A 15,018-nucleotide genomic window follows, 5' to 3' on the forward strand; every position below is an offset into this window, starting at 1 on the left:
AGGCACTGGATGAAAGCCGCCGAGATCCGTCACGCGTTCCTGAAGTTCTTCGAATCGAAGGGCCATGCCATCGTGGCCTCCAGCCCCGTGATCCCGGGCGACGACCCGACGCTGCTGTTCACCAACGCCGGGATGAACCAGTTCAAGGACGTGTTCCTCGGCTTCGACAAGCGGCCCTACAACCGCGCGACGACCAGCCAGAAGTGCATCCGCGCCGGCGGCAAGCACAACGACCTCGAGAACGTGGGCTACACGGCGCGGCACCACACCTTCTTCGAGATGCTGGGCAACTTCAGCTTCGGCGACTACTTCAAGAAGGACGCGATCAGCTACGCCTGGGAACTGCTCACCGAGGTGTTCAAGCTGCCCAAGGAGAAGCTCTGGGTCACCGTCTATGCCGAGGACGACGAGGCCTATCAGATCTGGAATGAAACCGTCGGGGTGCCGGCCGAGCGCATCGTGCGCATCGGCGACAACAAGGGCGCGCGCTACGCCTCGGACAACTTCTGGATGATGGGCGACACCGGCCCCTGCGGCCCGTGCACCGAGATCTTCTACGACCACGGCCCGGGGATCCCCGGCGGCCCGCCGGGCTCGCCCGAGGAAGACGGCGACCGCTACATCGAGATCTGGAACAACGTGTTCATGCAGTTCAACCGCGACGAGGCGGGGGTGATGCACAAGCTGCCCAAGCCGAGCGTGGACACCGGCATGGGCCTCGAGCGCATCGCCGCGGTGCTGCAGCACGTGCACTCGAACTACGAGATCGACCTGTTCGTCAACCTGCTGGCCGCGGCCAAGCAGGCCGTCGATGCGGCCGGCGCGAAAGACTGCGACAAGGACAGCCCGAGCCTGAAGGTCATTGCCGACCACATCCGCGCCTGCACCTTCACCGTGACCGACGGCGTGATCCCGGGCAACGAGGGCCGCGGCTACGTGCTGCGCCGCATCGCCCGCCGCGCCATCCGCCACGGCTACAAGCTCGGTGCGCGCAAGCCCTTCTTCCACCAGCTGGTGGCACCGCTCGTGGAGGAGATGGGCGAGGCCTACCCCGAACTGAAGCGCGAGAAGCTGCGCGTGACCGACGTGCTGAAGCAGGAGGAGGAGCGCTTCTTCCAGACCATCGCCAACGGCATGGAGATCCTGGAGGCCGCGCTCGCCGGTGGTGCGACGACCATCGACGGCGAGACCGCCTTCAAGCTGCACGACACCTACGGCTTCCCGCTCGACCTGACCGCCGACGTCTGCCGCGAGCGCGGCGTGACGGTCGATTCGGCCGGGTTCGAGGCCGCGATGAACCGCCAGCGCGAGCAGGCCCGCGCGGCGGCCAAGTTCAAGATGGCGGCGGGCTTGGAGTACGAGGGCGCGGCCACGGCCTTCCACGGCTACGAGCACCTGGTGTGCGAGCACAGCAAGGTGACGGCCCTGTACGTCGACGGCACGCCCGTGCAGAAGGCGCGCGCGGGCGACGACGTGGTGATCGTGCTCGACCACACGCCGTTCTACGCCGAGAGCGGCGGCCAGGTGGGCGACACCGGCGAGCTGCGCAACACCCGCGCCCGCGTGATCGTCGAGGACACGATCAAGGTGCAGGCGGCGGTGCACGGCCACGCCGGGCGCATCGTCGAGGGCGAGGTCGAGCTGGGCGACCCGTTCGTCGCGCGCGTGGACGGCGAGAAGCGCGCGAAGACCATGCGCAACCACAGCGTCACGCACCTGATGCACAAGGCGCTGCGCGAGGTGCTGGGCGGCCATGTGCAGCAGAAGGGCTCGCTGGTCAACGCCGAGCGCACGCGCTTCGACTTCGCGCACAACGCGCCGATGACCGAGGCGCAGATCGCCCAGGTCGAGGCGCTGGTCAATGCCGAGATCCTGGCCAACGCGGCGACGCAGGCGCGCGTGATGGGCATCGACGAGGCGCAGAAGTCCGGCGCGATGATGCTGTTCGGCGAGAAGTACGGCGACGAGGTGCGCGTGCTGGACATCGGCAGCAGCCGCGAGCTGTGCGGCGGCACGCATGTGCAGCGCACCGGCGACATCGGCCTGTTCAAGATCGTCGCCGAGAGCGGCGTGGCCGCCGGCGTGCGGCGTGTCGAGGCCGTGACGGGCGACAACGCGCTGGCCTACCTGCAATCGCTCGAGGGCACCGTCAACCGCCTTGCCGGCACGCTGAAGTCGGCGCCGGCCGAGCTGCCGGCGCGCCTGGCGCAGGTGCTCGAGCAGGTGCGCTCGCTCGAGAAGGAACTTGCCGCGGTGAAGGGCAAGCTCGCCTCGGCGCAGGGCGACGAGCTGGTGGCCCGGGCGGTGGACGTCAAGGGCCTGAAGGTGCTCGCCGCCCAGCTCGACGGCGCCGACGCGAAGACGCTGCGCGAGACGCTCGACAAGCTCAAGGACAAGCTCAAGACCGCCGCGATCGTGCTCGCCACCATCGAGGGCGGCAAGGTGCAGCTCGCCGCCGGCGTGACGAGCGACTCCACCGCCAAGGTCAAGGCCGGCGAGCTGGTCAACTTCGTCGCCCAGCAGGTGGGCGGCAAGGGCGGCGGCAAGCCGGACATGGCGATGGCCGGCGGCACCGAGCCGAGCAAGCTGGCCGTGGCGCTCGATTCGGTGCGCGGCTGGGTGGCCGAACGGCTCTGAGCGCGGGGCGCGATGACGATCCATGTGCGTCGCGCCAGCCCCAGGGACGCGGCCGCATTCGCCCGCATCATGGCCGACCCGGCGGTGTTCGCCGGGCTGATGCAGCTGCCGATGCCCAGCGAGGAGCTGTGGGCGGCGCGGCTGGCCGAGGTGGCCAAGCCCGACCGCCAGGACCTGCAGCTCGTGGCCGAGCTGCACGGCGAGGTGGTCGGCTCGGCCGGCCTGCACCCGACCGGCCCGGCCCTGCGGCGCCGGCATGCGATGGTGCTGGGCATCTCGGTGGCGCGCGAGTTCCAGCGCCGCGGTGTCGGCAGCGCGCTGATGGCGGCGATGTGCGACTACGCCGACCACTGGGCCGGCGTGCTGCGCCTCGAGCTGACCGTCTACACCGACAACGAACCGGCGATCGCGCTGTACCGCCGCTTCGGCTTCGAGATCGAGGGCACGCACCGAGCCTATGCGCTGCGGCACGGCGAGTACGCCGACGTCTACGCGATGGCGCGGCTGCACCCGCGGCCGCCGGCCTGGGCGCAGCCACCGCAAAGCTAGGGCTGTCGCGGCGCGCCGGCCCGGAGTGATACTGCGCGCCATTTCCCGACAGGAACCCGGAGCACTCCTCGATGGCCAACGTCGCGCTGCACACGAGCTTCAACATGCTGTCGCCCCAGGACTGGGACTGGGTGGTCGACGACGCGACGGCGAGCTTCATGTCGATCACCGACGGTGTGCACACGCAGACCTTCAACGGCAGCTTCAGCTACGGCCCGGGGGGGGCGGTGTCGGGCACGGTCAGCTCGACGCGCTACTACGAAGGCGGCGTGCTGACCTACACCGTCACCGGCATGACGGCCGGCGCGAACAGCGCCGCGGTGCTGCAGGCCCATGCGGCAACCTTCGGCGACACGCAGCAGACCTATGCCTACGTGCTGAGCGGCAACGACTCGATCCGCGGCAGCAGCGGCAACGACACGCTGCTCGGCTACACCGGCAACGACACGCTGAACGGCGCCGGCGGGGCCGATGCCATGCTGGGCGGGGCCGGCAACGACACCTATGTGGTCAACCTGGCCGGCGACCGGGTCTACGAGACCACCACGCTGAGCAGCAGCGCCAACGCCGGCGGCATCGACACGGTGCAGAGCGCCGTCACCTTCAGCCTGTCGGCCACGACCGGCGTGAGCTTCGTCGAGCGCCTGGTGCTCACCGGCTCGGCGGCCATCAACGGCACCGGCAACGCGCTGGCCAACACGCTGGCGGGCAACGGCGCGGCCAACGTGCTGCGCGCCGGCGGCGGCGACGACCTGCTGCGCGGCGGGCTCGGCAACGACACGCTCTACGGCGGGTCGGGCGCGGACCTGTTCCGATTCGACACCGCGCCGAACACCGCGTCCAACCGCGACCGGCTGATGGACTTCAACGTCGCCGCGGACACGATCCAGCTCGAGAACGGCGTGTTCACGAAGTTCGGCAGCGCCACCGGCGCGCTGGCCGCGGGTCAGTTCAAGTCGATCGTCACCGGCGGAGCGACCGACGCGAACGACTACATCGTCTACAACTCGAGCACCGGCGTGCTCTACTACGACGCCACGGGCAGCGCCAACGGCCTGTCCGACGCGGTGCAGGTGGCGCTGCTGAACGCCGGCCTGGCGCTGACCAGCACCGACTTCACGCTGGTCTGACTCAGAGCCTGAGAGGCATTCCAACGCACCCGCGCCGGGGTGACCAAGGGCCCTGGGCGAGGCGCGGCGCGCCGCCCAGACTAGCCGTCTGGGCCAGCGGCGCAACGCGGCCCAGGGCCCTTGGGTACCCCGGCCCTTCGGGTTGCCGCCGGGAACGCGCCCACTCGTCGTTGCAAATGCTCGACGTGTCACCCGACACGTCTGTGCTTTGCGCCTCGATTGGGCGCGTTCTCGGGGGCAACGCGGGTGCGTTGGAATGCCTCTCAGGCTCTCAGGCCTTCGGGGCGGCTTCGGTGCCCATCCAGCGCCGCGCCGCCGCCTCCACCACCGCCGACAGCGGCTCGCCACGCGCCTGCAGGCCGCGCAGCCAGCCGGCATCGTTGCCGGCGAACAGGCTCTCGCGCACCAGGTTGCTCGCGTCCAGCGCCTGCAGGTCGAGCGCGTGTTCGTCCACCCGCGCCAAGGTGCGCAGGATGTCGTCGCGCAGCCGGGTGCGCTCCTTGGTCTTCGGGTCGACGATCTCGCCGTCCAGGCCGAAGCGGCAGGCCTGGAAGCGGTTGAAGGTGTAGACGAGGTAGTCGTCCTCGGCCGGCTCGAGCGGCTTCTGCTCGCGCAGGTAGCGGCAGATGCACTGCAGGTAGCAGGCCAGCGCGGCGGCCTTCTCCACCGTCAGCGGCGTGTCGCACACACGCAGCTCGATGGTGCCGTACTCGGGCTTGGGGCGGATGTCCCAGTAGAAGTCCTTCATCGAGTTGACCACGCCGGTGCTGGTCATCTTGTCGAAGAACTTCTCGAACTCCTGCCACGAGAGGCAGAACGGCGCACGGCCCGAGAGCGGGAAGGCGAACACCGAGTTCAGGCGCGCCGAGTCGAAGCCGGTGTCCACGCCCTGCACGAAGGGCGAGGAGGCCGACAGCGCGATGAAATGCGGCACGTAGCGCGACAGCGCGTGCAGCAGCCAGAGCGCGGAATCGCCGTCCTCGCAGCCCACGTGCACGTGCTGGCCGAACACGGTGAACTGCTTGGCCAGGTAGCCGTACAGCTCGCTGATGTAGTGGAAGCGCTCGCCGGGGAAGATCTTCTGCTGGCTCCAGTGCTGGTAGGCGTGCGTGCCGCCGCCGGCGATGCCGATGTTGAGCTTGCGCGCGGCGCGCGAGAGCTGGTCGCGCAGGTCGCGCAGCTCCGCCAGCAGGCTGCCGTGCTGGCGCTGGATCGAGGTGCCGATCTCGATCATGCTGCGCGTGATCTCGGGCTTCACGTCCCACGCGCCGGTGTGGTTCTTCAGCACGCGCAGCAGGTCCTCGGCCTGCGGCGCGAGGTCGAAGTCGTGCGTGCTGACGAGCTGCAGCTCGAGCTCGACGCCGAGCGTCAGCGGTTGCGAGTGGCTGAAGGCCTGCAGTGCCATGGCGGAATCAGTTGGTTTCCCGCGCCACGTGGCGCAGCGACAGCTGCGTCCACACCGGCCCGGTGAGCTGCATCAGCGTGACGGCCAGCAGCAGCGCCTGGATGGTGGGCGTGTGCGCGCCGGGCAGCTGGGTGCTCCAGGAGAAGGTGTCCGCGGCCAGCAGCACCGCCAGGCTGCTCATCGGCTGCAGCGCCAGCGCCAGCGCGCCGGCCTGGCGCCAGCCCAGGCCGCTGACCCGCGCCAGGGCGCCGATCGCCAGAGCGGAACCCACCAGCCGCGCGGCGATGATCGCCAGCACCCAGGGCCACAGCGTGGCCAGGCCCTCGAGCGTGAACAGCAGCCCCAGGCTGATGAACAGCACGACGCTCAGCACCGCGCCGGCCGACCCCAGGTGCGGCTCGACCGTCAGCCCGTGCTTCATGCGCGCGCGCGCAGTCATGCCGGCCACCAGCAGGGCCAGCAGCGGCGAGAGCGTCCACTGCGCGGCCAGCATGCTGGCGATGATCACCAGCGCGATCTGCAGCACCGGCATCGCCGGCGTGCCGCGCACCAGCGGGCTGAGCCGGTCGAGCGCGAAGCCGCAGGCCACGCCGAGCAGGAACGAGCCGCTGATGACCCGCAGGGCACTGACCAGCGCGCGCAGGAACTCGTCGCCCGCGGTGGCGCTGTCGCTGGCCATCAGGATGCGCAGCACCTTCAGGCCGATCACCGCGAGCACGGCATTGACCACCGTCATCATCAGCAGCCGCTCGGTGACCTGGCCGCGGGCACGGGTCTCGTGGGCCACGGCGAGCACGATGACCGGCGAGCTGGCCAGCGCCACCGTGCCGGCCACCGCCGCGGTGAGCCAGGGCGCGCCGAGCAGCACGAGCGCGCCGGCCACCAGCGTGCCCGCCAGCAGCGACTGCAGCACGCAGCTCGCGGCGAGCCAGGGGTTGTCGATCAGCCAGCGCGGACGGATGCGCGCGCCGAGCTCGAACAGCAACGCGCCGATGGCCAGGTCGATGAGCGGCTTCCACGGGTCGAGCTCCAGCCCGTCGAGCACGCGCAGCATCACCGGGCCGGCAATCGCGCCGGTCAGCATGTGGCCGCAGATGCGCGGCAGGCGCCACAGGCGATGCAGTGTCTCGGCCAGCAGGATCGCGATCAGCATCAGCAGCGCGATGCCGAGCACGGGATCGGCGGCACGCAGGCCGTCCAGGGTCCACAGCGGAGCCGACGCGGCGGTGGCCGCAGAGGCGGCGGAGGCGGCAATCGTCATCAGGGCGCCGACTGTAGCCCAGGTCGTGCACCGCCTCGGTGAAAGCCCGCACAAACGGCAGCGACCTAGCCGGTGGGGCCCGTCATCGATAATCCCGCGCATCATGAGCCTGTCCATCGACCCTTCGCAGCCGTTGGCGCAGCGCCGGCTGGTGCTCGGCCTCTCGGGCGGCATCGCCTGCTACAAGTCCGCCGAACTGACCCGGTTGCTGGTCAAGGCCGGCGCCTCGGTGCAGGTGGTCATGACCGAAGCGGCCGAACATTTCATCACCGCGGTAACGATGCAGGCGCTGTCGAACCGCCCGGTGGTCACGAGCCAGTGGGACGTGCGCGAGCCCAACGCGATGGCGCACATCAACCTGACGCGCGAGGCCGACGCGGTGCTGATCGCACCGGCCAGCGCGGACATGATCGCCAGGCTCGCACAGGGCCGTGCCGACGAACTGCTGAGCCTGCTGTGCCTGGCGCGGCCGATCGAGCGCTGCGGCCTGCTCGTGGCGCCGGCGATGAACCGCGAGATGTGGGCGCACCCGGCGACGCAGCGCAACCTGGCGCAGCTGCGCGCCGACGGCACGCTCGTGCTCGGCCCGGGCAGCGGCGACCAGGCCTGCGGCGAGGTCGGCGACGGCCGCATGCTGGAGCCGGCCGAGCTGCTCGACGAGGTGGTTGCCTTCTTCCAGCCCAAGGCGCTGCTCGGCAAGCGCGTGCTGATCACCGCCGGGCCGACCTTCGAGCCGATCGACCCGGTGCGCGGCATCACCAATCTGTCCAGCGGCAAGATGGGCTTCGCGATCGCACGCGCCGCGGCCGAGGCCGGCGCGCAGGTGACGCTGGTCGCCGGGCCGGTGCATCTGCCCACACCGCGCGGCGTGACGCGCATCGACGTGCGCACGGCGCAGCAGATGCACGACGCGGTGCTGCCCGCGGCGCCGCGGCACGATGTGTTCGTCGCCACCGCCGCGGTGGCCGACTGGCGCCCGGCCACGCTCTCGGAGCACAAGATCAAGAAGGGCGGCCACAAGGTGGCGCCGAGCTTCGAGCTGACCGAGAACCCGGACATCCTGGCCGCGGTGGCCAAGCTGCCGCAGCGGCCCTATTGCGTCGGCTTCGCGGCCGAGAGCCACGACCTGCTCAGGCACGCGCGCGAGAAGCTCGAGCGCAAGAACGTGCCGCTGGTGGTGGGCAATCTCGGCCCCGCCACCTTCGGCCAGGACGACAACGCGCTGACGCTGGTGGACCGCTCCGGCCACCGCGAGCTGCCGCGTGCCGACAAGCTCAGCCTCGCGCGCGCCCTGGTGCGCGAGATCGCCGCCCGAATCGCCCTCGCTGCCACATGACCATCATCGACGTGAAGGTGCTCGACCCGCGCATGGCCGAGCAGTTGCCCGCCTACGCCACGCCCGGCAGCGCCGGCCTGGACCTGCGTGCCTGCCTCGACGTGCCGCTGCTGCTCGAGCCCGGCCAGGCGCAACTCATTCCCACCGGCCTCGCCATCCACATCGCCGATCCCGGCCTGGCCGCGATGATCCTGCCGCGCTCGGGCCTGGGCCACAAACACGGCATCGTGCTCGGCAACCTGGTCGGCCTGATCGACTCGGACTACCAGGGCCCGCTGATGGTGAGCTGCTGGAACCGCGGCAGCGCGGCGTTCACGGTGCAGCCGATGGAGCGCATTGCGCAGCTCGTCATCGTGCCGGTGGTGCAGGCGGGCTTCCGGCGGGTCGACGAGTTCGGCGCGTCCACGCGCGGCGAGGGCGGCTTCGGCTCCACCGGCAAGCACTGAGCGGGTTCAGGCCGTCTCAGTGCAGCGGCTCGCCGGGCGGCGCGCTGTTCAGCACCGAGAAGACCGGCGCGCCGACGCTGCCGGCCTCGATCTCCTCCTCAGTGGCGGCGCGCACGTCGCGCACCACCAGCGCGAGGCGCAGCGCGATGCCGGCCAGCGGGTGGTTGCCGTCCAGCACCACATGCTCGGGGTAGACCTCGGTGACGGTGTAGATCGCGTCCTTGGGCAGGTCCGGCGTCTGCGCGCCCTCGGGCGGGCCGTCGAACTGCATGCCGGGCTCGACGCCCTCGGGGAAGATCGAACGCGGCTCGAAGAACACCAGCGACGCGTCGTACTCGCCGAACGCGTGTTCGGGCTCGAGATGCAGTTCGGCGCTGAAGCCGGTGTCCTGGTCGAGCAGGGCCTCCTCGACCTTGGCGAGCAGGTCGTCGCCGCCGTAGAAGAACTCGACCGGCTCGGCCAGTTCGTCGATCAGGTGGCCCTGCGTGTCGCTCAGCTTCCAGGTGAGGCTGACGACACAGGGTGCGGTGATGAGCATCGCGGGATGATCGCACAATCGGGTGCATGCCCCGGACCGCCATCGACGCTCCTACGCCCCTGCTCGGCGGGCTCAGCCCCGCCGCCTTCATGCGCCGGCACTGGCAGAAGAAGCCGCTGCTGGTGCGCCAGGCGCTGCCGCCGCCCTGCGGCGTGGTGGATCGGCCGACGCTGTTCGAGATCGCCGCGCGCGAAGGCGTCGAGTCGCGCCTGATCCGGCACGACGAACGCGGCTGGACGCTGTGCCACGGGCCGTTCACGCGGCGCGCGCTGCCGCCGCTGGCGCGGCCCCGCTGGACACTGCTGGTGCAGGGCCTGGACCTGCACCATGCGCCGGCGCATGCGCTGATGCAGCGCTTCCGATTCGTGCCCGACGCGCGCCTGGACGACGTGATGGTCTCCTACGCCAGCGACGGCGGCGGCGTGGGCCCGCACCTCGACTCCTACGACGTGTTCCTGCTGCAGCTGCACGGTCGCCGGCGCTGGCGCATCGGGCGGGTTGCCGAACCGCGGCTGCAGCCCGGCGTGCCGCTGAAGATCCTGACCAACTTCGTGCCCGACGAGGAATGGCTGCTGGAGCCCGGCGACATGCTCTACCTGCCGCCGCGCTGGGCCCACGACGGCATCGCCGAGGGCGAGTGCATGACCTGTTCGATCGGCTTTCGCGTGCCGGCACGCGACGAGCTGGCTCGCGGGCTGCTGCAGCAGCTGCTCGATGCGGACGAGGCGGGCGGAGACGATCCGCTCTACCGCGACCCGCACCAGCTGGCCACCGACACGCCGGCGCGGGTGCCCGCGGCGCTGCGCGACTTTGCACTGGCCGGGCTGCAGCGCTGGCTGCAGCGCCATGGCTCGATCGACGCCGCGCTCGGCGAGTGGCTCAGCGAGCCGAAGCCAGGTATCTGGTTCGACGCCGGCGCGCCGCTGCGTGCCGGGCAGGGGCTGCGCCTGGACGCGCGCACGCGCATGCTGTACGACCAGCGGCATGTGTTCATCAACGGCGAGTCGTTCCGCGCCGGCGGACACGACGCCACGCTGATGCGGCGCCTGGCCGACCGGCGCCGCCTCGCGCCGCACGAGGCGGCCGGTCTCGGCCGCGAGGCGCTCGAACTGGTCGGTGACTGGGCACAGGCCGGCTGGCTGCATGCAGACGACGGAGGCAAGGCATGACCGACATCCAACCCACCCGCGTGCTGCTGGAGTCCCGCAGCGGCTTTCACGACGCGCTGCGGGCCGCGTTCGCCGAGGCGGCCCGCGTGGGCTGCCGCGAGCTGTTCATCGTCGACGACGACTTCGCCGACTGGCCGCTCAACGAGCGCACCATCGTGGAGCAGCTGACGCAATGGGCGTCGTCGCATCGCCGCTTCACCGCCATCGCACGCCACTTCGACGAGGTGGCGCGCCGCCATGCGCGCTGGGTCGAATGGCGGCGCACCTGGGCCCATGTGGTTCATTGCCGCACCAACAACGAGCTCGAGGCGGGGCAGATGCCGACCTTGCTGCTGGCACCCGGATTGACCTCGGTGCGGCTGTTCGACACCGAGCGCTACCGCGGCGTGGCGACCAACGACCCGGCCGATGCCCTGCGCTGGCGCGAGGACCTTGATGCGGTTTTGCAACGATCCGAAGAGGCCTTTCCCGCGACGACCCTCGGACTCTAGGGATGACCCTAGGTCGGGATATACTTGAAGGCTGGGCGCCATGGGGCGGTCTCACGACCATCTACCCTCGGGAGCCTTCGGGGTTGGGCCTCTGTGAACTCGGAGGGTTCCCACAATTGCAACGATTGTTCGACTCTTTGATCTGAGGACACAAGCATGAAGAAGACTGTTTTGCTCGCTTCTCTGGTGGCCGCTGCTGCGCTGGTCGCTTGCGGCAAGAAGGAAGAAGCTCCGGCCGCCGCGCCGGCTGCCGCCCCGGCCGCCGTCGCCGACGCCGCGTCGGGCGCTGCTGCCGCCGTCGCCGGCGCCGCCTCGGGTGCTGCCGCCGCCGTCGCCGGCGCCGCTTCGGAAGCCGCCGCCGCCGTGGCCGGTGCCGCCTCGGCTGCTGCCGACGCAGCCTCGAAGTGATCGCGGCACGGTCTTCCGTGCACCGATGAAAGCCGCCCTCCGGGGCGGCTTTCCCTTTTTGGGGACTGCTCAGCGCAGCGAGAGCCAGCCGAAGCCGAGGAGCGGATCGGCCACCACGATGTCCTGCGGCGCGCCGCCGCAGGCCGCGGCCAGCGCGGCCCGGGCGAGTTCGGGCCGGTTGTTCTGCTCGCTCAGGTGCGCGGCAACGACATGGCGCAGCCCGTCGTGCAGCGTGTCGGCCAGGATCTGCGCCGCCGTGTCGTTGGACAGGTGGCCGAGGCGGCCCCCGATGCGCGCCTTCAGCGAGGCCGGGTAGCGGGAGGCTGCCAGCATCGCCAGGTCGTGGTTGCACTCCAGCAGCAGCGCCGTGCAGCCCTGCAGCTGCTCGAGCAGGTGCGCTGTGGCGGAGCCCGCATCGGTGAGCAGGCCGAGCCGGCGGGCACCGTCGCTGCAGCACAGCTGCAGCGGCTCGCCGGCATCGTGGGGCACGGTGTAGGGGAGCAACTGCAGGTCGCCGATGCCGATCGGCTCGCCGTCGCGCGCGAACTGCAGCAGCCCCGGCAGCTCGGGCGCGCCGATCGCGCGCCAGGTGCCGCGGCTGGTCCACAGCGGCAGGCCTTCGCGGCGCGCCAGCGACAGCGCGCAGCCGACATGGTCGCCATGTTCGTGGGTCACGAACACGGCGTCGAGCTGGTGCGCCTGCAGGCCGATGCGGTCCAGGCGGGCGTCGAGCTCGCGCAGCGAGAAGCCGCAGTCGATCAGCACCCTGCTGCGGCCGGCCTCGACGACGGTGGCGTTGCCGCCGCTGCCGCTGCCGAGGCTGCAGAAGCGCATGCGCCGCGGCGCGTTACTTCAGGTCCTCGACCAGCAGCGAGACGATGCGTCGGCCGGTCTCGCTGGTCTCCGGCGCGCCCTGGGCCGTCAGCACCGAGACGGTGCTGCGCTCGCCGTCCGCCTTCACGGCGATGCGGTAGCGCGCCAGCGTCGACACGTTGTCGCTCTTGCCGAAGCTGAACAGCTTCGAGAAGAAGCCTTCGTCGGCCTTCTGCGGCCGGCTCGGATCGATGTAGCGCACGAAGTACAGGCCCTGCGCGCGGTCACGGTCCTCGACGGTGAAACCGCTGCGGTCCAGCGCGACGCCGACGCGCCGCCAGGCACGGTCGAAGCCGTCGTCGACCTGCAGGGCGGCCCCGGGCTGGCCCTGGAGCACGCGCGCACGGGCGCTGACCGGCGCCGGCGCGGCGACGGCGGCCTTGGCCGTCTCCTCCTTGACGCCCAGGCGCATCATCAGGCGCGCCAGGAACTCCGCCTCCAGCTGCGGATCGGCCGGGCGCGGCTGCCACACGGTGGTCTCCTTCTGCTGGCTGGAGTAGACCTCCTCCATGCCGCGGTGGGTGACGTAGATCTCGCTGGTGCCGCCGGCCCCGCGCTCGATGCGGGTGCGGAACTTGTCGCGCTCGCTGGTGGAGTAGAGGAAGTCGATCACCCGGCCCAGCGCGGCGCGCAGCGGGTCCTTGGGCAGCTTGGCCCGGTTCTCGTTCCACTCGGTCTCCATCACGCCGGCGGCCGGGTCGTCCACCACCAGCGTGAAGCCGCTGTCCTTCCAGAAGGCCTGCAGGCGCGGCCAGAGCTGCTCGGGCGGCGTCGCGGTGACGAGCCAGCGCTCGTTGCCCTGGCGCTCGAGCCTCACGTCGCCCACCTGCGAGGGCGCCACGTCGCCGTTGCTCTGCACCACCACCGGGGCCGACGCGCCGGCCTGGTAGGCCGCCGCGCTGATGGCGCCGCCGGACTGCGTGTAGCGCGAGTCGCGCGAGAGCTGGGTCAGGTCCGGCGGCACGTCCAGGGCCGGGCCCTTGGCGGCGGCGCTGCGGTAGTCGACCTTCTCGCCCGACAGCAGGTTCTCGACCGAGGAGCAGGCGCCCAGCGAGACGGCGGCGGCGAGCAGGAGCAGGGTGGCAGGACGGGTCACGAAGGGCGTCTCCGGGGCGCGCGGGCGTTCCGCGCGTGCAGCAGGTTCGGGGGTGCGGCGCGCGGCGCCGTTCACAGCAGGCCGGCGTCGCGCAGCGCGCGCTCGACCTTTTCCTGGCCGGCGGGCGTCAGCGGCACGAGCGGCAGGCGCAACGCCCCGCCGATCATGCCCAGCCGCGCCATGGCCCACTTGGTCGGCGCCGGGCTGGACTCGACGAACAGGCTCTGGTGCAGCGGCAGCAGCTTGAGCTGGATCGCCGCGGCCTCGCGCGCCTGGCCGGCGATGGCGGCCTTGCACAACTCGTGCATCGCGCGCGGCGCGAGGTTGGCGGTCACGCTGACGTTGCCGTGGCCGCCGAGCAGCATCAGCGCGACCGCGGTGCCGTCGTCGCCCGAGTAGATGGCGAAGCCCTTGGGCGCCTGCTTGATGAGCCACTGCGCGCGCTCGATGTCGCCGGTGGCTTCCTTGATGCCGACGATGCCCGGCACCTGCGCCAGGCGCAGCACGGTCTCGTGCTGCATGTCTGCAACCGTGCGGCCGGGCACGTTGTAGAGCACCGTCGGGATGTCCACCGCCTCGGCGATCGCCTTGAAGTGGCGGTAGATGCCTTCCTGGCTCGGCTTGTTGTAGTAGGGCACGACCGAGAGCGTGCAGTCGGCGCCGACCTTCTTCGCGTAGCGCGTCAGCTCGATGGCCTCGGCGGTGGAGTTGCCGCCGGTGCCGGCCATGATCGGCACGCGGCCCTTCGCATGCTCGACCGACACGCGGATGATCTCGCAATGCTCCTCGACCGTGACGGTGGGCGATTCGCCGGTGGTGCCGACGACGCCGACGCAGTCGGTGCCTTCGGCGATGTGCCAGTCGATCAGCTTGCGCAGGCCGTCGTAGTCGACGGAGCCGTCGTCGTGCATCGGGGTCACCAGCGCGACGATGCTGCCAGCAATGGGTCTCATGGGGTCGTCCTTCGGAATCCGCGGATTTTAGCCGGCCGGCCCGGCGCGCCCGGACCGCTCAGAGCGGGCGGCGCACCGGGCCCGCATCGGGGCCCTCGCGCACGGCGGCGATGCGCTGCACGAAGCGCGGCGGCGCGTCGAGAAAGCCGTCTTCGTAGGCCACGATGCGCAGACCCGCGCAGGCCTGCAGCAGTTCCCCCGGGCGCAGCAGGAACGCCGGATTGGACGGCTTGCCGACCGTCTCGTTGCCGACGGCAAAGGTCTCGTAGACCAGCACGCCGCCCTCGGCCACGCTCGCCACCACCGTGGGCAGCAGCGCGCGCCAGAGGTAGTTGGTGACGATCACCGCGTCGAAGCGCCGGCCGGGCAGGGGCCACGGGCCGCTCTCGACATCCGCCGTGATCATCTCGCCCAGTCCTTCGCTCGCGGCCAGGGCCGCGGCGTCGCGGTCCACGCCCGTGACGCGGCAGCCGCGCTGCGCGAACCAGCGCAGGTGGCGGCCGTGACCGCAGGCCAGGTCGAGCACCGTCGCGCCCGCGGGCACCAGGGCAGACCAGCGCTGCACCCAGGGCGAGGGCGCCAGGGCGGCGTGCGGCGTGCTCACTGGAAGCAGGCCCACAACTGGTTGGCGAGCGTCAAGGCCATGTCGGGCTTCAGGTAGGCCGCGAACACCGCCGCCAGCACCAGCGCGGCGGCGCCGTAGGCGACGAGGCGGCGCGGCGTCAT

Annotated in this window: 16 protein-coding genes; 8 read left to right on the plus strand and 8 right to left on the minus strand. The window is 71.1% G+C overall.

Features of this window, described 5'->3' with window-relative positions; genetic code table 11:
• Positions 1 to 9 precede the first annotated feature (9 nt).
• The 3 genes from alaS (at position 10) to D9C15_RS10275 (ending at position 4,316) form a co-directional block, all read left to right on the plus strand.
• Complete coding sequence (gene alaS, locus D9C15_RS10265; protein ID WP_127997352.1) at positions 10 to 2,637, plus strand: alanine--tRNA ligase; 2,628 nt, start codon at positions 10 to 12, stop codon at positions 2,635 to 2,637.
• A 12-nt stretch (positions 2,638 to 2,649) separates the two neighbouring features.
• A complete protein-coding gene (locus tag D9C15_RS10270) occupies positions 2,650 to 3,186 on the plus strand; it encodes a GNAT family N-acetyltransferase (protein WP_127997353.1) in 537 nt (178 codons plus the stop codon).
• A gap of 71 nt (positions 3,187 to 3,257) precedes the next feature.
• Complete coding sequence (locus tag D9C15_RS10275) at positions 3,258 to 4,316, plus strand: calcium-binding protein (RefSeq protein WP_127997354.1); 1,059 nt, start codon at positions 3,258 to 3,260, stop codon at positions 4,314 to 4,316.
• 271 nt (positions 4,317 to 4,587) lie between these two features.
• Here D9C15_RS10275 and D9C15_RS10280 read toward each other — a convergent pair whose 3' ends face one another.
• Both D9C15_RS10280 and D9C15_RS10285 read right to left on the minus strand, forming a co-directional pair.
• Positions 4,588 to 5,721, minus strand: coding sequence for a YbdK family carboxylate-amine ligase (locus tag D9C15_RS10280; RefSeq protein ID WP_127997355.1), 1,134 nt, complete (start codon positions 5,719 to 5,721; stop codon positions 4,588 to 4,590).
• Positions 5,722 to 5,728: 7 nt separating this feature from the next.
• Entirely contained in the window at positions 5,729 to 6,982 is a 1,254-nt protein-coding gene (locus D9C15_RS10285) for a cation:proton antiporter (RefSeq protein WP_127997356.1), read from the minus strand.
• A gap of 103 nt (positions 6,983 to 7,085) precedes the next feature.
• On the opposite strand from D9C15_RS10285, the gene coaBC reads away from it, so the two are divergent.
• Positions 7,086 to 8,318: a bifunctional phosphopantothenoylcysteine decarboxylase/phosphopantothenate--cysteine ligase CoaBC gene (gene coaBC / locus D9C15_RS10290; RefSeq protein WP_127997357.1), complete on the plus strand. Its 1,233-nt coding sequence runs from the start codon at positions 7,086 to 7,088 to the stop codon at positions 8,316 to 8,318.
• Entirely contained in the window at positions 8,315 to 8,764 is a 450-nt protein-coding gene (gene dut / locus D9C15_RS10295) for a dUTP diphosphatase (RefSeq protein ID WP_127997358.1), read from the plus strand. Before coaBC ends, dut begins: the two co-directional genes overlap by 4 nt.
• 16 nt (positions 8,765 to 8,780) lie before the next feature.
• On the opposite strand, the gene D9C15_RS10300 is transcribed toward dut, so the two are convergent.
• Entirely contained in the window at positions 8,781 to 9,302 is a 522-nt protein-coding gene (locus D9C15_RS10300; RefSeq protein ID WP_127997359.1) for an FKBP-type peptidyl-prolyl cis-trans isomerase, read from the minus strand.
• Between the two features lie 26 nt (positions 9,303 to 9,328).
• Here D9C15_RS10300 and D9C15_RS10305 point away from each other — a divergent pair, with 26 nt between their 5' ends.
• The 3 genes from D9C15_RS10305 (at position 9,329) to D9C15_RS10315 (ending at position 11,370) form a co-directional block, all read left to right on the plus strand.
• Positions 9,329 to 10,471, plus strand: coding sequence for a cupin domain-containing protein (locus tag D9C15_RS10305; RefSeq protein ID WP_127997360.1), 1,143 nt, complete (start codon positions 9,329 to 9,331; stop codon positions 10,469 to 10,471).
• On the plus strand, positions 10,468 to 10,962 hold the full coding sequence (locus tag D9C15_RS10310) for a hypothetical protein (RefSeq protein ID WP_127997361.1): 495 nt from the start codon (positions 10,468 to 10,470) through the stop codon (positions 10,960 to 10,962). The genes D9C15_RS10305 and D9C15_RS10310 overlap by 4 nt, the downstream gene beginning before the upstream one ends.
• A 156-nt stretch (positions 10,963 to 11,118) precedes the next feature.
• Positions 11,119 to 11,370: a hypothetical protein gene (locus tag D9C15_RS10315; RefSeq protein WP_164886704.1), complete on the plus strand. Its 252-nt coding sequence runs from the start codon at positions 11,119 to 11,121 to the stop codon at positions 11,368 to 11,370.
• A 69-nt stretch (positions 11,371 to 11,439) separates the two neighbouring features.
• On the opposite strand, the gene D9C15_RS10320 is transcribed toward D9C15_RS10315, so the two are convergent.
• The 5 genes from D9C15_RS10320 to D9C15_RS34335 all read right to left on the minus strand — a co-directional run bounded on the left by D9C15_RS10320 (position 11,440) and on the right by D9C15_RS34335 (position 15,018).
• Positions 11,440 to 12,204, minus strand: coding sequence for an MBL fold metallo-hydrolase (locus D9C15_RS10320; protein WP_127997363.1), 765 nt, complete (start codon positions 12,202 to 12,204; stop codon positions 11,440 to 11,442).
• Between the two features lie 13 nt (positions 12,205 to 12,217).
• On the minus strand, positions 12,218 to 13,339 hold the full coding sequence (bamC, locus tag D9C15_RS10325) for an NlpB/DapX family lipoprotein (protein ID WP_127997364.1): 1,122 nt from the start codon (positions 13,337 to 13,339) through the stop codon (positions 12,218 to 12,220).
• 71 nt (positions 13,340 to 13,410) lie between these two features.
• Positions 13,411 to 14,292: a 4-hydroxy-tetrahydrodipicolinate synthase gene (gene dapA, locus D9C15_RS10330; RefSeq protein WP_127997365.1), complete on the minus strand. Its 882-nt coding sequence runs from the start codon at positions 14,290 to 14,292 to the stop codon at positions 13,411 to 13,413.
• A gap of 58 nt (positions 14,293 to 14,350) precedes the next feature.
• A complete protein-coding gene (locus tag D9C15_RS10335) occupies positions 14,351 to 14,905 on the minus strand; it encodes a class I SAM-dependent methyltransferase (RefSeq protein ID WP_240668392.1) in 555 nt (184 codons plus the stop codon).
• On the minus strand, positions 14,893 to 15,018 hold the full coding sequence (locus D9C15_RS34335) for a hypothetical protein (RefSeq protein ID WP_259372599.1): 126 nt from the start codon (positions 15,016 to 15,018) through the stop codon (positions 14,893 to 14,895). Before D9C15_RS34335 ends, D9C15_RS10335 begins: the two co-directional genes overlap by 13 nt.

This window comes from Piscinibacter defluvii (assembly GCF_004011805.1).
GTDB lineage: Bacteria > Pseudomonadota > Gammaproteobacteria > Burkholderiales > Burkholderiaceae_C > Piscinibacter > Piscinibacter defluvii.